Source organism: Collinsella sp. LCP19S3_B11, assembly GCF_052121915.1.
Lineage (GTDB): Bacteria > Actinomycetota > Coriobacteriia > Coriobacteriales > Coriobacteriaceae > Collinsella.
Window position 1 is genome coordinate 108734 of sequence record NZ_JBQKDI010000005.1, and the last position, 18020, is coordinate 126753.

Below are 18020 nucleotides of genomic sequence, written 5' to 3' on the forward strand. Positions count from 1 at the left end.
GGCTCAATTACCCCTCACTTTCACCGACTGCTATAGCCGCTCACCAAACCAACATGCGCTGTGGACAAATAGGTTAAACGTTTCGTGCGAGAATGCCCCTCAGTAAACAAACTTTCACCAGAGCGTAAGGGGCTGGCATACACATGCAGACGGTCTATCGGGTATTCGAGGGAGCGCGCGAGCCGCATCGGCTCGCCGTCGAGCGTACGGCCGAGGTGCTCGGCCGTGGCGGCCTGGCCCTGATCCCGACCGAGACCGTCTATGGCGTCGCTGTGGCAGTCAACGCCTTCTCGGACGCCGTGCCCCAAGATACAAGCGAATCTCTGCCGTGGCCGCGCGATCCGCAGGCTGCCGTCAACGGCGCCGCGGTGCCCGCGCTCGGTACCGGCTACCGTCGCATCTTTACCCTCAAGCAGCGTGAGCTCACCCAAACGGTCGCCTGGCTGGTCGATGATGCCGAGGCCCTCGACCGCTACGGCGTGGATATCCCAGAAGAGGCACGCATACTTGCCCGACGATGCTGGCCGGGCGCCCTGACTATTGTGGTCAAGGCGGCTCCCTGCGTGCCGACCTTTATGCGTGCCGCCGACGACACGGTGGCTCTTCGCGCGTCGGCATCGCCCGTGGTACAGGCGCTCATTCGCACCTGTGGCAGCCCACTTGCCTGTACGAGCGCCAATACACACGGCGCGCCCGCGCCGGCAAGCTTTGCCGACGTTGAAGACCGCATTCTAGAAGGGGTCGACGTGGCCGTCGACGCGGGCGAGACGCCGTGCCGCGACGCTTCGACCATCGTGTCGTTCCAGCACGGCGGGCTTCAGATCCTGCGCCAAGGCGCACTTCCCGCATCAGAGATTGAGCGGGTCCTGTCCGACCCGATGCAACAGAAAGGTGTAAGCGATGTCGTTGAATCTGGGCAGCCTGGGCATGGAAGATGCCTCGTTTGACTTTGGCGGTTCCTACATCATGGCGCTCGACTGCGGCACCACCTCGGTACTTGCGACCATCGTCGACGAGTACGGCTGCATCGTCGCCCAAGCGCGCCGCAGCGTCAAAACCAGCTTCCCGCGTCCCGGCTGGGTGGAGCAAGACCCCATGGCGGTCCTTGCCAGCCAGATTGCGGTCATGATGGAGGTTCAGTTTAAGAGCGGGATTCATTCCGATCGCATCGCCGCCATCGGTATCTCCAATCAGCGTGAGACCACGGTGGTATGGGACCGCGTGAGCGGCCAGCCCATCTATAACGCCATCGTATGGCAGTGCCGTCGCACCGCGTCTCTGATCGATAATTTGGTTGAGCAGGGCGCAGAAGAGCTGGTGCGCTCCCGCACGGGGCTTACGCTCGACCCGTATTTCTCGGCCTCCAAGGTGCAGTGGATTCTCGACAACGTTGACGGCGCACGCGAGAGCGCGGCGGTGGGCGACCTCATGTTTGGCACCATCGACACCTGGCTCATCTACAACCTCACCGGCGGTCAGGTTTTTGCCACCGACTACACCAATGCCAGCCGCACGGCACTCTTTAATATCCATACGCTCGATTGGGACGACGACCTGCTGGCGCTCTTTGACGTTCCGCGTTCCATGATGCCCGAGGTTCGTTGGAGTTCGGGCGACTACGGCCGCGTCGCGAGCGACATCATGACCAACATGCCACCCATCATGGGCGTGGCGGGCGACCAGCAGGCGTCGCTGTTCGGCCACTGCTGTTTCCATCCCGGCCAGACCAAAAACACCTATGGTACTGGTTGCTTTATGCTCATGAACACCGGCGACGAGGTCGTCGAATCCAAGAACGGTCTGGTCTCCACCATCGGTATCGCCGCGGACGGGAAGATCAGCTATGCACTCGAGGGTTCTATCTTTGCCGCCGGCTCAACCATGAACTGGCTGCGCAACAACATGGGCATCATCTCGAGCGTGAGCGAGTCTGCACAACTCGCCGCTTCGATTAACGACAACGAGGGCTGCTACTTCGTTCCCGCCTTTGCGGGTTTGGGCGCCCCCTGGTGGGACCCGCGTGCCCGCGGTATCGTGTGCGGTCTGACCGGCGCCTCGAGCCGTGCGACCATCGTACGTGCCGCCTGCGAATCCATGGCATATCAGAGCTACGACGTGCTGCGCGCCATGGAGCAGGACGTGGGGCTTTCGATCGAACGCCTGTCTGTCGATGGCGGCGCGTCGCGCAACGAGTTCATCATGCAATTCCAGGCCGACCTGCTGGATATCCCCGTGCTGCAATGCGAGACGGTGGAGACCACGGCAATCGGTGCCGCGTACTTGGCGGGCCTTGCCGTCGGCTATTGGGAAGACCTGGAAGAGCTGGAGCAAAATGCCCAGATTGTTAGGACCTTCCTTCCCCACATGTCCGCCGAGCGCCGCGAGCAAAACCTTGCGGGCTGGCGCGATGCGGTCAAGCGCTCGCTCAGTACCGCACAGTAGGGCTGCGACGGGCCACTCGATACAGCAAACCGCTAAACATGTGTATGGCGCGCGGCGGCAACATCGCTGCGCGCCATGCCAGCAAGGTCGTTTTACGGCCGCAACGAAAGGGGCAATCAACTCATGACCGTTACCTACGATGCGTCCCGTGTGACGCTTGTCGATCATCCGCTCGTTCAGCACAAGCTGTCGATCCTGCGCGACAAAAACACCGGCACCAATCAGTTCCGCCAGCTCGTGCGCGAACTCGCGCTTTTTGACGGCTACGAGGCCATGCGCGACCTGCCTATGGAAGACGTCGAGGTCGAGACCCCCATCACTACCGCCACGTTCAAACAGCTCGCCGGCAAGAAACTCGCCATCGTGCCCATCCTGCGTGCGGGCCTTGGCATGGTCGACGGCATCCTCGACCTGGTGCCCTCCGCTCGCGTGGGCCACATCGGTATGGAGCGCGACGAGGTTACCCACGAACCGCATGAGTATTACTGCAAGATGCCCAAGGATATCGACCAGCGCATCTGCCTGGTTGTCGACCCCATGCTCGCCACGGGCGGTTCGGCCGAGATGGCCATCAGCTACCTGCGCGAGCGCGGTGTCAAGGACATCCGCATGCTGTGCATCGTCGCGGCCCCCGAGGGCCTCAAGTCGCTGACCGAGAAGGACCCAGATGTGCATATCTATACCTGTGCCATCGACGACCATCTCAACGAGGCTGCCTACATCGTTCCCGGCCTCGGCGACGCCGGCGACCGCATCTACGGCACGCTCTAGTCGCTGGGCATGGGCAGCTGCACGTGCTCATTCGTGCATGATTGGTGCGTGCGGGTGTACGAGTGACGCCTGCACGCATATTTATGAGTGTCGTCGCAGTCACAGAGGGCCCAAAACGCGCTATACCGTAGGTACGGTATAAAGAGTGTCTTAAGAAAATGTACAGTTGTGTATTAACTTACGTTTTTCCACTTGTCATCGCGTGTTCGGTTCGTACAATAGTCAACAACGCTGTCGCGCTGCGCTTACGCGGGTGCGGCGGCGTTTGTCAAGTACGCTCGTCGGCCATCGCGACCCATTCGTCCTCAGTGCTCGGCCTTTTGTCCGTTTGACACCCCAAGGGGCTAAAGACGCGATTAAGGTTGGGTAACAGTGCATTGATTTTGCAATCATGCGCCCTAAAATACTAGGACGATGTGAGCGGGGTATGGCTCCATGTGGGCTATATGTCGCGAGAAGGGAACGCACATGCCGGTTGAGCTGGCAGGCCACGTGCCGTTCATCGCAACGGGATTCGTCGTCGGTCTTGTTGCATTTTTGCCGTTGTACCTTGCGCTTGCTTCGGTGCTGGCGCATCGACGCGATGCCAACATGACGGTAGGCATGTTGGGTATCATGGTGTCGTTTGCGGTGCTCTTTATGGGCGTCGTAATTGTGCACCTGGTAGCCCCCGTGGCGCTCATCGCCTTTTTGTGCGGCGAGCTCGCCGGGTTTTTGATTTGTTGGATCGTGATCGCCTGCATGGTGATTATGAAGGATTAAAGGCGTTGCCCCACCTTGGTGCGGGCAAACAGGGAAGGTGGAATCTTGGACGCATTTGCCAAGTTACCCAGCGCGATCGCCGAGCTCGTCGCTGAGTTCTCCTCGGCTCCGGTCGTGGGTGACCTTAACGCGGGCCTGACGCAGTACTCGTTCTGGCTGCTTATCGCCGCTGTCGTCATGTTCGTGGTCTTTTTCGCGTTTACTAAGAAGCAGAAGGTTGTCCCCGAGGGCTTCTTCGTTAACGGCGTCGAGTGGGTCATCGAGTACGTGCAGGACGATATCGCCAAGGGTGTCGTTGGCGACAACTGGAAGAAGCACTTCCCGTTTTTGGCCTCGCTGTTCTTCTTTATCCTGATCAACAACTTTATCGGCCTCATCCCCGGCATGAAGCCCGGCACCGGTGCCATCGGCTGTACCGCCGCCCTCGCACTCGTATCGTTTGTGTACTTCATCTATTTCGGTATCAAGAAGCACGGCTTCTTTGGGTACTTCAAGAGCCTCGCCCCTGCGGGCGTCGCCTTCCCCATGAACGTCTTCGTGTGGGTCATCGAGCTCTTCTCGCTGTGCCTGCGCCTGGTCACGCTCGCCGTCCGTCTGTTCTGCAACATGTTCGCCGGCCACATCGTCATGGGCTCGTTCGCCATCATGGCCACGCTCTTTGCCCAGCCGATGCTGGAGCACTTTACGGCCATGAACGCCGTGGGCGCCCTGCCCAGCGTGGCGTGGGTTTTGATTCTTTTGGTAATCTACGCCGTCGAGCTGATCGTTGCCTTTGTTCAGGCATACGTTTTTACGGTCCTCGAGGCCGTGTACATTCAGATCGCAGAGGCTGACGCCCACTAGCGGTCGCATTTATTTGGTGTTCGGAGGCGCGGCACCCGCGTGCGCCTCTACAACATAGGTATTTATCCTGCGCACACGCGCACGACAAAGGAGGAATCGTGGGAGTTATCGGATATGGTCTCGGCGTTATCGGTGCCGGTCTCGCAATTGGTCTTGCAGCATTCGGTGCTACGGGCGCTATGGCTCGTCAGCCTGAGGTCCAGGGCCGTGCCTTCACCGTCTTCATTCTTGCATCTGCATTCACCGAGGCTCTGGGCCTGATCGGCTTCGTCGTTACGCTGATTTCGTAATTGAGCACGAAGGTAGTCGCCATGAAGCATTTCAACCACGCGAAAGTCGCTGCTGCGCTGACGGGCGCCATGCTCGCCATGCCGGTGTCGGCATTCGCCGAGGAGTCTGAGAACAAGGCCGAGATCCTCGTCCCCAAGATGGCGGAATTCGTCCCTGCACTCATTGCCTTCCTCATCATCTTCATCGTTTTGGCCAAGTTCGCCTGGCCGCAGATTCTGCAGACGATGGAGGAGCGCGGCAAGCGCATCAAGGACAGCCTCGATGAGGCTGAGACCACCAAGCGCAAGGCCATCGAGGCCCGCAAGGAGTCCGACGCCCTCCTCACCGACGCCCGTCGTCAGGCTGCCGACATCGTGACCGCCGCCCGTCAGGACGCCGAGTCCGAGCGCGCCCGCATTATCGCCAAGGCTCACGAGGAGGCCGAGGACATCATTGCCAAGGCCCACGCCAACGCCGAGGACGAGCGCAACTCCATCTATGCCGCCGCTGCCGGCTCCATCGCCGATCTTTCCGTCTCCGTTGCGACCAAGATTGTCGGCGAGGCCCTCGAGAACGACGACGAGCAGCGTCGTCTGATCGAGCGCTACATAAAGGAAGCAGGTAGCCTGAATGCCTAACAGCCGCATGGAGAACAGGGTTCTCGAGACCTATGCACGCACCCTCCTGGAGGCCGCTAAGGCCGAGGGCCGTGTGTTCCGCGATCTTCACGAGCTTGAGGTCATCGCGAACGCCAGCCCCGAGGTGCTTGCTGTCCTCGGTACCGTGTTCGAGCGCGGCCAGCTCGATCTTCTGCCGCAGATTGCATCGGCTTATCGGATGGTAACCGCGACCGACGAGGACGTCGTAGGCGTCACCGTCACCACGGCTGTCCCGCTCGATGACGAGCTGCGCCGCACGATTACCGAGAAATGCGAGGCCGATCTAAAACGCAAGGTGTTCCTGATCGAGAAGGTCGATCCGTCCATCATCGGCGGTCTGATTCTCGAGGCCCGCGGCCAGCGTCGCGACGTTACCGTCAAGACCCAGCTGCGCGCAGCGCGTGAGGCCCTCGGTTCCACGATTTTGAATAACGGAGGTGAAGCCTAGTTATGTCCGATACCCTCAATGCCGAAAGCATCGCCCGCGCCCTGCAGGCGAAGCTCGATGGCCTGGCGGCTACCGTCGACACGCAAGAGGTTTCCCATGTTGACGAGGTTGGCGACGGCATCGCGCGCGTCTCGGGACTGCGCAACGCCATGGCCGGCGAGCTCTTGGAGTTCAAGAGCTCCGAGACCGGCGAGACCGTCTACGGCCTTGCCCAGAACCTCGACCGCGATGAGGTCGGTGCTGTTCTGTTCGGTGCCGTCAACGTCATCAAGGAAGGCGACGAGTGCCGTACCACCGGTCGCGTCATGGATATTCCCGTGAGCCGCGCCATGCTCGGTCGCGTCGTCAACCCGCTGGGTCAGCCCATCGACGGCCTGGGCGATATCGTCGCCACGCACCGTCGCCCCATCGAGTTCAAGGCCCCCGGCGTTATCGACCGCACCCCGGTCTGCGAGCCGGTTCAGACTGGTCTGCTCGCTATCGACTCCATGGTTCCTATCGGCCGTGGCCAGCGTGAGCTCATCATCGGCGACCGTAAGACCGGCAAGACCGCCATCGCGATCGATGCCATCCTCAACCAGCGCGGTAAGGACATGGTCTGCATCTACGTCGCTATCGGCCAGAAGGCCTCTACGGTTGCCAACATCCGTGAGACCCTCGCCCAGCACGGCGCACTCGACTACACCATCATCGTCTCGGCTACCGCTGCCGACTCGGCCCCTATGCAGTACATCGCCCCTATGGCCGGTGCCGCTATCGGCGAGTTCTTTATGTACAACGGCGAGAACGGCGAGCCCGCCAGCGAGACCAACCCCGGCGGCCATGTGCTCGTCATCTACGATGACCTATCCAAGCAGGCTGTCGCCTATCGTCAGATGTCGCTGACGCTGCATCGTCCGCCCGGACGCGAGGCCTATCCTGGCGACATCTTCTACCTGCACTCTCGCCTGCTCGAGCGTGCCGTCAAGATGTCCAAGAAGAACGGCTACGGATCCATGACGGCCCTGCCGGTCATCGAGACCCAGGACGGCGACGTTTCGGCCTACATTCCGACCAACGTCATTTCCATTACCGATGGTCAGATCTACCTGCAGTCCGAGCTCTTCTTCCAGGGCCAGCGCCCGGCAGTCGACGTCGGCATCTCGGTGTCGCGCGTCGGTGGCTCCGCTCAGACCAAGGCCATGAAGCAGGTCGCCGGCAACCTCCGTCTGGACCTTGCCGCCTACCGTGAGCTCGCCGGTTTTACCCAGTTCGGTTCCGACCTGGATGCAGCCACCCAAAAGCAGCTTACCCACGGTGCGCACATGACCGAGCTTCTTAAGCAGCCGCGCTTTAAGCCGTTCGACGTCGCCGAGCAGATCGTTACGCTGTTCGCCGGCAACGAGGGCTTTATCGACGACCTGCCCCTTTCCGAGGTGCTGCCGTTCCGCGCCGAGCTGCTCGAGTACATGAATGCTGGCTTTGGCGGCTTGCTGCAGAAGGTCCGTACCAACAAGATCGACGGCGAGACCAAAGAGCAGCTGCTTCAGGCCATCACCGATTTCAAGAACGAGTACGCCTCCAAGCATGCCTCCACCGCGAGCGCAGCTGAGGGCGCAGAGGAGAACTAAGCTCTATGGCTAACCTTCGCGACATTAAGAAGCGAATCTCCTCGGTCACGAGCACCAAGCAGATCACGCGCACGATGGAGATGGTCTCTACGGCCAAGATCCGTCGCGCGCTCGATCGAGCCACGCAGGCTGAGCCCTACAAGAAGGCGCTCACCGACGTCATGCACACCGTTGCGAGCGATACAGAGACTGTCGGCGACAACCCCATGCTCAAGACGCATGAGGAGTTCAAGCGCGGTCTGATCATCGCGATCACGTCCGATCGCGGTCTGGCGGGCGGCTTCAACGTCAACGTTGAGCGCACCTGCGAGAAAATCGCTCGCGAATGGGCACATGATGGCGCCGAGTGCGAGATCATCGCATGCGGTCGCAAGGCGAGCGAGTATTTCCGCAGCCGTGCCAACACGGTCATGCACTTCGAGGGTTCCTCGGCCGACCCGAGCCTCGAGGATGCCCGCATGATCGCGAGCTATATCTGCGACGAGTACTCCAAGGGTCAGCTCGACCGCGTCGAGATCGTGTACCATCACGCTCGCAACCGCGTCGATCAGGTTCTTCGTACCGAGCATTTGCTTCCGCTCGACCCCGAGATGATCGCCATGGCACATGGCCCGCGCAAGAACGCAGACGAGGGCCCCGAGCGCGTTTCGTCCTCGTTCAAGTTCGTGCCGACCGCCCAGCATGTGTTGGCTGAGCTGGTCCCCAGCTACATCCTGACCGTCATTCACCAGGCGCTGATCGATTCGGCCGCCGCCGAGCAGGGTGCGCGCCGTAAGGCCATGCACTCCGCCACGGAGAACGCGTCGTCGATCATCTCGACTCTTACCCGTACGTATAACCGCGTGCGTCAGGCTTCCATTACCACGGAGATCAACGAGATCGTGGGCGGAGCCGCAGCATTGGAGGAACACTAATGGCAGATACCACCGTTAAAGCGGCGGTCGAGGAGGCCACGGCACGTCAGACGGCCGGTGAGGGACGTATCGTCCGTATCATCGGCGCAGTTGTCGACGTTAAGTTCGATGGCGCTGTCCCCTCGATCTACAACGCGCTCACGGTCGAGGCCGATACGCCGATGGGTCACATCAGCACCATCCTGGAGGTTGAGTCTCAGCTTCCCGGCGGTGTCGTTCGTACCGTCGCCATGACGTCGACCGACGGCTTGCAGCGCGGCGTCGTCGCGGTCGACACCGGCGCACCCATGAAGATGCCCGTCGGCCCCGAGACCCTCGGCCGCATTTGGAATGTTATGGGCCAGCCTGTCGATGGCAAGCCCATGCCCCAGATCGATGAGTTTTATCCCATCCATCACCCGGCACCTCATTTTGACGAGCTCACTACCAAGACCGAGATCTTCGAGACCGGCATTAAGGCCGTCGACCTGCTCGAGCCCTACATCCGTGGCGGCAAAACTGGTCTGTTTGGCGGCGCCGGCGTCGGCAAGACCGTTCTGATTCAGGAGCTCATCAACAACCTCGCCCAGGAGCATGGCGGCACCTCGGTGTTCACCGGCGTTGGCGAGCGTACCCGTGAGGGTACCGATCTGTTCCTCGAGATGAGCGAGTCTGGCGTTATCGACAAGACCTGCTTGGTCTACGGTCAGATGAACGAGCCGCCTGGAGCGCGTCTGCGCATCGGTCTGGCCGGCCTCACCACCGCTGAGTACTTCCGCGATCGTGGCCAGGACGTCCTGCTGTTCATCGATAACATTTTCCGCTTCTCCCAGGCCGGTTCCGAGGTTTCCGCCCTTCTGGGCCGTATGCCGTCCGCTGTTGGCTACCAGCCCACGCTGGCTACCGAGATGGGCGACCTCCAGGAGCGCATCACCTCGACCAAGACGGGTTCCATCACCTCCGTTCAGGCTGTCTACGTCCCTGCAGACGACCTGACCGACCCGGCTCCCGCCACGACGTTTACGCACCTCGACGCCACGACCGTTCTTTCGCGTTCCATCGCCGAGCTCGGTCTGTATCCCGCAATCGACCCCTTGGCTTCCTCTTCCGACGCCCTGGATCCCTCGATTGTCGGCGAGGAGCACTATCGTGTGGCCGTCGCAGTCCAAGAGCTGCTCCAGGAGTACTCCGACCTGCAGGACATCATCGCCATTCTGGGTATGGACGAGCTTTCCGAGGAGCAGCGCCTTACGGTCAACCGTGCCCGTAAGCTCCAGCAGTTCCTGTCTCAGTCCTTCCACGTCGCCGAGCAGTTCACCGGCAACCCCGGTGTCTACATCCGTGTCGAGGACACGGTCCGCTCGTTTGCCGCCATTGTCGACGGCGAGTGCGACGACCTGCCCGAGCAGGCGTTCCGTTATGCGTCCACGATTGACGACGTGCGCGAGCGCGCCGCCAAGATGGAGGAGAAGTAGTGGCTATGCAAATCCGCATCGTGTGTCCGGAGAGCTGCGCCTATGAAGGCGAGGCGGCATTTGTCGCCCTGCCTTCCACGGACGGCGAGTTCGGCATTCTTCCGCGTCACGCTAGCGAGATCTGCACGATCGATCGCGGCTACGTTCGCGTTTGTGATAAGCAAATGGGCACCGTCGACCACACGTTTGCTGTGGACGGCGGCTATGCCCAGGTTGCGGACGATGTCGTGATTGTCCTCGCCGAGCGCGCTTGCGATTTGGCGACCGTCGATGCCGACAAGCTTAAAGCTGATATTCAAGGTTTTGAAGAGAAGCTGGGTAATTTGTCGGAGGATGATGCACGTCGCGCCTACCTCTATAATGAAATCGCATGGTGTAAGCTCATGCTTGCCCAATAGTCAAACGATTTGGCGTTCGACTATTTGCGAACACATCATGCCCGGGATGGCCCAGCCATCCCGGGCATGCTTTTTGAAAGGGTAGACCTTGGATATTATCCGTGTTGAAGGTGGCCACACCATCGGAGGCTCCGTGCCTGTTTCGGGTGCAAAGAACTCTGCACTCAAACTCATGGCGGCAACGCTTCTGGCACCGGGGAAGACGACGCTGCAGAACGTGCCCGATATTTCGGATGTCCATGTTATGGGCAAGGTGCTCAAGGGTATGGGCGCCAAGATTGACGTTCTCGATGAGCATACGCTCGAGATCGACACTTCTCAGGTTGATTCCTGGGAGGCTCCCTACGAGCTTGTCGCCAAGATGCGCGCCTCCACGGCCGTGATGGGTCCCCTGCTGGGCCGTTTCCATCGTGCCAAGATTGCCATGCCGGGTGGCTGCAATCTGGGTGCCCGTAAGATCGACATGCACATCTTGGGTCTTGAGGCGCTGGGCGTAGAATTCGACACTGCACACGGTTACATCAATGCCAACGCTCCTCAGGGGTTGCGTGGTACCACGGTTACGCTTGAATTTGCCAGCGTCGGCGCTACCGAGAACCTCATCATGGCGGCCGTGCGCGCACAAGGCACTACGGTTATCGATAATGCGGCTCGCGAGCCCGAGATCGTCGACCTTGCCAACATGCTCAACGAGATGGGCGCCAAGATTGTTGGCGCCGGCACGCCCGTCGTGACCATCGAAGGTGTGGACGAACTGCATCCCGTTACCCATCGCGTGGTGGGCGACCGCATCGAGGCCGGCACCTTTATCGTTGCCGGTGCTCTGATGGCCGATGACCGCGGTGTCGACGTTACGGGCTTTTGCCCCATTCACTTGGGCATGGTGCTCAAGAAGATGGAGCTCATGGGCATCGAGTGTGAGCGAATCGAGAATGGCGTTCACGTGAGTCGTGTCGAGCACATCAGGCCGGTCGATATTCAGACACTCCCGTTCCCGGGCTTCCCGACGGACATGCAGGCGCAGATCATGGTGCTTTCCGCTCTTGCTGATGGCAGCTCTGTGATTACCGAGAATATCTTCGAGAACCGCTTCATGTTCGCGTCGGAGCTGGTCCGTATGGGCGCGGATATCCGCATCGAAAGCCATCACGCCATGATTCATGGCGTCAAGGGGTTCTCGGGTGCACAGGTTACCTCGCCTGATCTGCGCGGCGGCGCCGCGCTCGTCGTTGCTGGCCTTATCGCCGACGGCGTTACCGAGGTCTCGGCCATCCATCACATCAAACGTGGCTATGAGCAGTTTGTCGAAAAACTGCAGGCACTTGGTGCAAACGTCGAGCACGCCACTGTTCCCGATCCCGTCATCTACTAATGCAGGTTGCCTATGTTTAATAATAAGAAGCCCTTAGCGGATACTCGAAGACCTTCAACCGGCGCACAGGCCAAGATCTACAGTCGCGATAATGTTGCACGCTACTCCGAGCGCGCTCGTCAGCGCCGCCGCGGCCAGACAATCCGTCGCGTTGCGCTTATCGCCGTGCTTGGCGTGCTGCTGAGCGCTACGACTGCCGCCGGGCTGTGGTTCGCCAACATTATGGGCAAGCTTGGCGATTCCAATGTCATTACCGACAATCTGCGCCATATCTTGGTGGATACCAATGAGGCCAAGGATCCGTTCTACGTGCTTCTTTTGGGTACCGATGGTCGTCCGGGCGAGGACACGTATCGCTCCGATTCAATTATCTTGGCGCGCATCGACCCTACGCAAAAGCAGGCTACGCTTATATCCATTCCACGTGATACCAAGGTTGTCTATAACGGCGAAACCATGAAGATCAACGCCTGCCATACCTATGGCGGTGCCGAGGCCATGGTTCAAGCGGTCAATGAGCTGTGCGGCGTGCAGATTTCCCACTATGCCGAGGTTAGCTTTGACGGTATGCAATCATTGATTGACTCTGTGGGCGGTATCGACATCAACGCCACCGACGATGTCGATGACCCCGAGCATCTGGACATTAAGATTACGGCAGGCCAGCAGCACATGGACGGTGCTACCGCGCTCACCTATGCCCGTTGCCGCTATACCTATGCCGACGGCGACTATACGCGCATGCGTCACCAACGCCAGGTGCTTGGTGCCCTTGCCAACCAGATTCTCAACAACTTTGATGCTACGAAGGTCTTCGACCTGGTTAATTCGCTGTCCGATATGCTTGTGACCGATATGAGCGTTCAGGACATCGTGTCTACGGTCAATGCTATGCGCGGCATGGATGTCGATGGCATCTATTCGGCGAATCTGCCTTCCTACGCAGATGAAACCACCATGATCGACGGTCAGAGCTATGTCTTTGTCTACGAGGACGAGCTTAAGGAGATGATGGCGCGCGTCGATGCCGGCAAGGATCCTAAGGGACCAAACACCATGGGCCTATCCGACGGAACCAGCTCCACAATCGGTGATTTGAGCAACCATACTTCTGACGATTACGCCTACGGTACGGCCGGTTCGTCGGAAAGCTCGGACGATTCTAGTTATTCGGGCGATTCGAGCTATTCGGACGATTCGGATTACAGCTCATATTATTACGAGGAGCCCACTGGCGACGGCAACGGTTACGAAGCCAACTACTAGGGTTGCGCGAGCTTGCCAGCCCGCGCAACGGCTCGACGCTGCGCGCCGCCCAGAGCGACAATTTTTCATTCAAAAGGCAGGGCATGACCAGAATCAATGTCCTGCCTTTTTCATGCCAACTTGTTCGCCCTGGACGTCGCTCGCTGACGTTGATTCAACCAGCGATGCCGACTACTCCCCTTGCACCAAAAAATCGCCCCGTTCTCGGTTTTGAGGACGGGGCGATTTTGCTTACCTAGATTATTCGAGTTCCTTATGCGAAGCGGGCGACGAGCTCCTGCAAGACGTCGGTCATCTTGACGAGCGAGCTGACCGGAACAAACTCATTGACGCCGTGGTAGCAGTAGCCGCCCGTCGAAAGGTTGGGACAGGGCAGGCCGCGGAACGACAGCTGTGCACCGTCGGTGCCGCCGCGAATCGGCAGCACCTGGGGCTCAACATCGCAGGCAAGGAAGGATTCCTTAGCGACATCGATCAGCTCTGGGTAGTCGCGGACAATCTCGGCCATGTTACGGTACTGGTGCTTGATCTCGACCGTTACGCGCTCCTCGCCCAGACGCTGGTTGAGCAGCGCGGCGGCAGCATCCATCAGATCGAGCTTCTGCTGGAACTTGGCGGCATCGTGATCACGGACGATATAGCGCGCTGTGGCATGGTCGACTGTGGCAGAAACGCCCTCAAGGTGATAGAAGCCCTCGTAGCCCTCGGTGTATTCCGGACGCTGCACGTAGGGGAGCAGGGCATTGAAGTCGCAGAACAGATTGCCCGCGTTAACCATGCGGCCCTTGGCGTCGCCGGGGTGAATGGACTGGCCCTCAAAGCTAACGGTAGCCTCGGCGGCGTTGAAGCACTCCCACTCAAGCTCGCCAACCGGACCGCCGTCGACTGTGTAGGCATACTTACAGCCAAAGTCCTCGATATCCAACAGCTCGGCACCGTGGCCGATTTCCTCGTCCGGGCAGAAACAAATACCAAGCGTGGGGTGGGGCAGGCTGGGGTCCTGTGCAATGCGTGCGACGAGCGCCATAATCTCGGCGACACCGGCCTTATCGTCGGCGCCCAGCAGCGTGGTGCCGTCGGTGCAAACCAGGTCCTCGCCCAAAAGGTTGTTGAGGGCGGGGAGCTTGGCGGTGCTCATGGATACGGGCTTGCCGTCGACGATGCCGCAAACCAGGTCGCCGCCCTCGTAGTGCACAATGTGCGGCGCTACGCCGGCGCCCGGTGCGACCTCGGTGGTGTCGAGGTGCGCGATCAGGCCCAGGGCGGGCTTATTCTCGGAGCCGGCGCTCGCGGGAATGTGAGCGCAGACATAGGCGTTTTCGGTTACATGGGCATCGGTTGCACCAAGCTCGCGCAATTCCTCGGCAAGCACATTGGCAAGATCAAACTGGACGGTGCTCGACGGAACCTGGTCACAGTTGGCATCCTCGGACTGTGTGTTGATCTGGACGTAGCGCAAAAAACGCTCGAGTACGTCGGGGTTCGTGGTGGTGTTTTCCATAGAGACCGCTCCAATCTTGGTTGTCGTGTGCAACAAGAACTCTAGCACGGTATGCCGCAGCATACCGCGACGCTTGGATGGGGTAGAATCAGCCATTGAATGCAGAAGGGACGGATGTTCATGGATACGACAAATAGCTCGCGCGAGCTACATCTAACGGTGGCGAACGAAGACTACTTGGAGTGCATGGTTCGCATCGAAAGCGAGGATGGGGAGACTAATGGCGTGCGGTCGGTCGATATCGCACAGCGCCTTGGCGTCTCGAAGGCATCGGTCAACAAGGCGGTTTCGGCTCTCAAGGCATCCGAACTTGTCGAGCAGTCTCACTACGGCAAGGTTATCCTGACCAACCGTGGGCGCGAGGTCGGTTTGGCTATCTGGTATCGCCATCGCCTGATTCGCACATTTTTGGTCCAGGAGCTCGGCGTCGACTTTGAGCGCGCCGATGCCGAGGCCTGCATGATGGAGCACGCGCTTTCCGAGGACACAATGGTCCGTTGGCTCGCCTATCTCGAAAAGCAGGGAATCAGCATCGAGGAATAGCGAAACATATATATGGATACGAGTTATTACAATCGCTTCGGCGGCGAGGAGCTTATGCGCCGACTTGCCAGCGAGACGCTGCTGGCACAGGGTCCGATGGGCAGCGTGCTGCTGAGTGAATACGGTGCTGCCGATATTCCGCCGGCATTTTGGAACCTCGCCGAACCGCAGACGGTTTCTCGCATCCACCGACTGTATGCCGCCGCTGGTGCACAGGTGCTTATTACCAATACGTTCCAGGCATCGGGTTTTGCGCTCGATCGCGATGAAATCGCTCCATCTATGGCAGAGGTCAATCGCGGGGCGGTCGACGATGCCCGCCAGGCAAATCCCCAGCTATTGTTGGGGTCCATGGGGCCTATTGCGATTGAGTGGTTTGTCGAGGATTCTTCCGAGTATCGAGAGATTCGCGCAAATGCTCGCGAGCAGGCGTCCGCCCTGCTCAACGCCGGCGTCGACGGGATTCTGGTCGAGACGATCACGTCTATCCGCAATCTGCAGCCCGTGCTCGCCGGTGTCCATGATGCCGCTGATGGCATGCCCGTTCTGGTGAGCTTTGCTATTGATGACAAGGGCGACCTGCTGGGTGATGGCCTAAACATCGAAGGTGCCATCTTGTATGCCGAGAAGCACGGTGCGAGCTCGGTTGGGGTCAATTGCTGCACCCTGACAGCGGCTACCGCTGCGGTACCAAGAATGGTCAAGATAGCCACGACGCCCGTTACTGTACGTCCCAATGCGGGAAATCCGGTCCAAACGCAAGATGGGCCCGTGTGGCACGAGGACCCCGAAGCTTTCGCGCGCGCATGCGTCGAGTGGAAGCGGGCTGGCGCCGCAATGGTTGGTGGCTGTTGCGGAACCACGGCGATCACGACGGCTGCTATGGCAGACGCGCTCGATATATAGAGTTCTAAGAAAAGCACATTCGAATTACCGCCCCGACCGGGGCGGTTTTTTTGTCTATATGCGCCCTCGACGGCTTTTGCCTAAACGGTGAATGCGTGCGCCGGCGGCTTGCCGGGCGCTCGTTGCGGGTATACCACCTGCGTACCATGATCCAAACACTGCGAGGTGTCTGCGTGTGTGCGCGATAATTCATTTTGGAACTGATGGCTGGCGAGCTCGCGTCGGCGAGGATTTTAACGCTGACAATGTTGCCCGTATCGCTGATGCCGCCGGCGAGCTCTGGCAAAAGACATATCCCGGCAAGACGGTATATATCGGGTATGACACCCGTCCCCGGGCGCGCGAGTTTGCAGAACTTGCAGCTGGCGTGCTTGCGGCCCATGGCCTTGATGCCGTGCTCGCGGCCCGTTTTGTACCCACGCCTGCCATCACGTGGGCTGCCGCATACGATGGCGAGGCGTGCGGGGCGCTCATGGTGACCGGTTCACATCATCCGCAGGGCTATCTCTGTCTCAAACTGCGCATGGGCGATGGTTCCACGGCAAGCCAGGACGTCATCGAAGAGCTCGAGGCAACGATGGCCGCCGAACCTCTGGGGCTCGAGGAGCAGTATCGCACGGCGGATATCATTCCCGACTATATGCGAGCGGTAGCATCGTTTGTCGATGCCGATGCCATTCGTGCCGCTCGTCTGCGCGTGGTGGTCGATCCCATGGGGGGAGCGGCTCAAGGTTATCTTGCCGATTTGCTGCGCGAGCTGGGTGTTGAGGTCCATGAGATTCATGCGGGGCAAGCATCGGATTGGGGGGATATCTGTCCCGATCCCGTAGAGCCGTGGGTGGATGCCTGCGAGCGTGCAGTTATCGAAGACGGCGCGTGTGCCGGCCTGGTGACCGATGGCGATGCTGACCGTATTGGCGCGGTCGACGAGCGCGGTAGATATATACATCCGCATCAGATCATGGCGCTCGTAATGGGCGAATTGGTTCAGTTTCGCAATTTGAAGGGGCGAGTCGTCGTCAATCTATCGTGCTCGACGCTTGTACGTCGTGTTGCCGAGGCACTCGGTTGCCGCGTGACCGTAAAACCGGTTGGCTTCAAATATATAGCCGCCGAGATGAAAAAAGACGGGGTGCTTATGGGCGGTGAGGAGGCCGGTGGCATCGGCATTGCCGCGCATATGCCCGAGCGTGACGGCATTCTCGCTTGCCTACTCCTGTGTGAGCTCATGGCAAAGACGGGGGCTTCGCTGGGCGTGCTGGTCGATCAGCTCGAGGCGAGTTTTGGAAAAACAAGTTATGGCCGTCGAGATTTACGACTTGAGGCAGAAGATGCCGAGTCGCTGCGCACGCTGCTTCCCGGTGTGAATCCCAAGTCGATTTGCGGCAAGGCGCCGCAGAGCGTAAGTCACATGGACGGTTTGCGTTTGGCATTTGAGGATGATACCTGGCTGTTGGTTCGCCCGAGTGGCACTGAGCCGGTGGTGCGAGTGTACGCCGAGGGCTTTTCGGTGGAGGAGCGCGACGAGCTGCTTGATGCCGGCTGCGCTTTGGCTCGGGGCGCATATCGGCTCTAGCCATGGGGCTGCTCAATATAAAGATATGCTCGGCGAGTGGTAGGTAACGACTGGCAAGCGTCAGCTGCGGGTATAAATGTGTAGGATCTGTGTGCAACCAGATTCCCGCCCCGCGGGCCCCTCCGGTCTGGCAATATATCTCCTTGCCGCGCGGCCCGGTCGGACCGGGAACCGGCGCAGGCGTGCACCTTGAGAACCGGATACTGCGAGGATGGACACACCAGATGTGTCGCATCCGGGCAGACATCGAACCATTTGAAATGGTCTGACTTGGATTCGTTTTTC

19 protein-coding genes are annotated in these 18020 nt (G+C 59.8%); 18 read left to right on the forward strand and 1 reads right to left on the reverse strand.

Annotated features, from left to right (window positions below):
- Positions 1–143 precede the first annotated feature (143 nt).
- The 15 genes from ACTQV4_RS04525 to ACTQV4_RS04595 all read left to right on the forward strand — a co-directional run bounded on the left by ACTQV4_RS04525 (position 144) and on the right by ACTQV4_RS04595 (position 13448).
- A complete protein-coding gene (locus ACTQV4_RS04525; RefSeq protein ID WP_427727732.1) occupies positions 144–947 on the forward strand; it encodes an L-threonylcarbamoyladenylate synthase in 804 nt (267 codons plus the stop codon).
- The gene (gene glpK / locus ACTQV4_RS04530) at positions 901–2442 is read left to right on the forward strand and encodes a glycerol kinase GlpK (RefSeq protein ID WP_441031995.1); all 1542 of its coding nucleotides are present in this window, start codon (positions 901–903) and stop codon (positions 2440–2442) included. Before ACTQV4_RS04525 ends, glpK begins: the two co-directional genes overlap by 47 nt.
- Before the next feature lie 123 nt (positions 2443–2565).
- Complete coding sequence (gene upp / locus ACTQV4_RS04535; RefSeq protein ID WP_040359658.1) at positions 2566–3213, forward strand: uracil phosphoribosyltransferase; 648 nt, start codon at positions 2566–2568, stop codon at positions 3211–3213.
- Positions 3214–3681: 468 nt separating this feature from the next.
- Positions 3682–3975 (forward strand): hypothetical protein, encoded by a 294-nt coding sequence (locus ACTQV4_RS04540; RefSeq protein WP_441031998.1) that lies wholly within the window; start codon positions 3682–3684, stop codon positions 3973–3975.
- A 45-nt stretch (positions 3976–4020) separates the two neighbouring features.
- Positions 4021–4818, forward strand: a complete 798-nt coding sequence (atpB, locus tag ACTQV4_RS04545; protein ID WP_441032000.1) for a F0F1 ATP synthase subunit A — start codon at positions 4021–4023, stop codon at positions 4816–4818.
- A gap of 98 nt (positions 4819–4916) precedes the next feature.
- Positions 4917–5108 (forward strand): ATP synthase F0 subunit C, encoded by a 192-nt coding sequence (locus ACTQV4_RS04550; protein ID WP_303941830.1) that lies wholly within the window; start codon positions 4917–4919, stop codon positions 5106–5108.
- Positions 5109–5726: a F0F1 ATP synthase subunit B gene (gene atpF / locus ACTQV4_RS04555; RefSeq protein ID WP_441569387.1), complete on the forward strand. Its 618-nt coding sequence runs from the start codon at positions 5109–5111 to the stop codon at positions 5724–5726. It abuts the gene before it with no gap.
- A complete protein-coding gene (locus ACTQV4_RS04560) occupies positions 5719–6195 on the forward strand; it encodes a F0F1 ATP synthase subunit delta (protein ID WP_427727743.1) in 477 nt (158 codons plus the stop codon). Before atpF ends, ACTQV4_RS04560 begins: the two co-directional genes overlap by 8 nt.
- Positions 6196–6197: 2 nt before the next feature.
- Positions 6198–7805 (forward strand): F0F1 ATP synthase subunit alpha, encoded by a 1608-nt coding sequence (gene atpA, locus ACTQV4_RS04565; protein ID WP_427727745.1) that lies wholly within the window; start codon positions 6198–6200, stop codon positions 7803–7805.
- Positions 7806–7810: 5 nt separating this feature from the next.
- Positions 7811–8719, forward strand: a complete 909-nt coding sequence (atpG, locus tag ACTQV4_RS04570) for an ATP synthase F1 subunit gamma (RefSeq protein WP_441032003.1) — start codon at positions 7811–7813, stop codon at positions 8717–8719.
- A complete protein-coding gene (atpD, locus tag ACTQV4_RS04575; RefSeq protein WP_427727748.1) occupies positions 8719–10173 on the forward strand; it encodes a F0F1 ATP synthase subunit beta in 1455 nt (484 codons plus the stop codon). Before atpG ends, atpD begins: the two co-directional genes overlap by 1 nt.
- A 5-nt stretch (positions 10174–10178) precedes the next feature.
- Positions 10179–10571, forward strand: coding sequence for an ATP synthase F1 subunit epsilon (atpC, locus tag ACTQV4_RS04580; RefSeq protein WP_427727755.1), 393 nt, complete (start codon positions 10179–10181; stop codon positions 10569–10571).
- 88 nt (positions 10572–10659) lie between these two features.
- Positions 10660–11943: a UDP-N-acetylglucosamine 1-carboxyvinyltransferase gene (gene murA, locus ACTQV4_RS04585; RefSeq protein ID WP_154518387.1), complete on the forward strand. Its 1284-nt coding sequence runs from the start codon at positions 10660–10662 to the stop codon at positions 11941–11943.
- Positions 11944–11955: 12 nt separating this feature from the next.
- Positions 11956–13209, forward strand: coding sequence for an LCP family protein (locus tag ACTQV4_RS04590; RefSeq protein ID WP_441567565.1), 1254 nt, complete (start codon positions 11956–11958; stop codon positions 13207–13209).
- Positions 13210–13211: 2 nt separating this feature from the next.
- Positions 13212–13448: a hypothetical protein gene (locus ACTQV4_RS04595; protein ID WP_441569388.1), complete on the forward strand. Its 237-nt coding sequence runs from the start codon at positions 13212–13214 to the stop codon at positions 13446–13448.
- A 14-nt stretch (positions 13449–13462) separates the two neighbouring features.
- Here ACTQV4_RS04595 and pepT read toward each other — a convergent pair whose 3' ends face one another.
- The gene (gene pepT, locus ACTQV4_RS04600) at positions 13463–14710 is read right to left on the reverse strand and encodes a peptidase T (protein ID WP_427719695.1); all 1248 of its coding nucleotides are present in this window, start codon (positions 14708–14710) and stop codon (positions 13463–13465) included.
- Between the two features lie 120 nt (positions 14711–14830).
- On the opposite strand from pepT, the gene ACTQV4_RS04605 reads away from it, so the two are divergent.
- The 3 genes from ACTQV4_RS04605 (at position 14831) to ACTQV4_RS04615 (ending at position 17735) form a co-directional block, all read left to right on the forward strand.
- The gene (locus tag ACTQV4_RS04605; RefSeq protein WP_154518396.1) at positions 14831–15253 is read left to right on the forward strand and encodes a metal-dependent transcriptional regulator; all 423 of its coding nucleotides are present in this window, start codon (positions 14831–14833) and stop codon (positions 15251–15253) included.
- A 12-nt stretch (positions 15254–15265) separates the two neighbouring features.
- The gene (locus ACTQV4_RS04610; RefSeq protein WP_154518399.1) at positions 15266–16159 is read left to right on the forward strand and encodes a homocysteine S-methyltransferase family protein; all 894 of its coding nucleotides are present in this window, start codon (positions 15266–15268) and stop codon (positions 16157–16159) included.
- Between the two features lie 175 nt (positions 16160–16334).
- On the forward strand, positions 16335–17735 hold the full coding sequence (locus ACTQV4_RS04615; protein ID WP_441569389.1) for a phosphoglucomutase/phosphomannomutase family protein: 1401 nt from the start codon (positions 16335–16337) through the stop codon (positions 17733–17735).
- Positions 17736–18020: the final 285 nt, after the last annotated feature.

Coding starts and splice junctions, on each gene's coding strand:
- ACTQV4_RS04525 (WP_427727732.1), top strand. CDS start 144: ATGCAGACGGTCTATCGGGTATTCGAGGGAGCGCGCGAGCCGCATCGG.
- glpK (WP_441031995.1), top strand. CDS start 901: ATGTCGTTGAATCTGGGCAGCCTGGGCATGGAAGATGCCTCGTTTGAC.
- upp (WP_040359658.1), top strand. CDS start 2,566: ATGACCGTTACCTACGATGCGTCCCGTGTGACGCTTGTCGATCATCCG.
- ACTQV4_RS04540 (WP_441031998.1), top strand. CDS start 3,682: ATGCCGGTTGAGCTGGCAGGCCACGTGCCGTTCATCGCAACGGGATTC.
- ACTQV4_RS04560 (WP_427727743.1), top strand. CDS start 5,719: ATGCCTAACAGCCGCATGGAGAACAGGGTTCTCGAGACCTATGCACGC.
- atpA (WP_427727745.1), top strand. CDS start 6,198: ATGTCCGATACCCTCAATGCCGAAAGCATCGCCCGCGCCCTGCAGGCG.
- atpG (WP_441032003.1), top strand. CDS start 7,811: ATGGCTAACCTTCGCGACATTAAGAAGCGAATCTCCTCGGTCACGAGC.
- atpD (WP_427727748.1), top strand. CDS start 8,719: ATGGCAGATACCACCGTTAAAGCGGCGGTCGAGGAGGCCACGGCACGT.
- atpC (WP_427727755.1), top strand. CDS start 10,179: ATGCAAATCCGCATCGTGTGTCCGGAGAGCTGCGCCTATGAAGGCGAG.
- ACTQV4_RS04590 (WP_441567565.1), top strand. CDS start 11,956: ATGTTTAATAATAAGAAGCCCTTAGCGGATACTCGAAGACCTTCAACC.
- pepT (WP_427719695.1), bottom strand. CDS start 14,710: ATGGAAAACACCACCACGAACCCCGACGTACTCGAGCGTTTTTTGCGC.
- ACTQV4_RS04605 (WP_154518396.1), top strand. CDS start 14,831: ATGGATACGACAAATAGCTCGCGCGAGCTACATCTAACGGTGGCGAAC.
- ACTQV4_RS04610 (WP_154518399.1), top strand. CDS start 15,266: ATGGATACGAGTTATTACAATCGCTTCGGCGGCGAGGAGCTTATGCGC.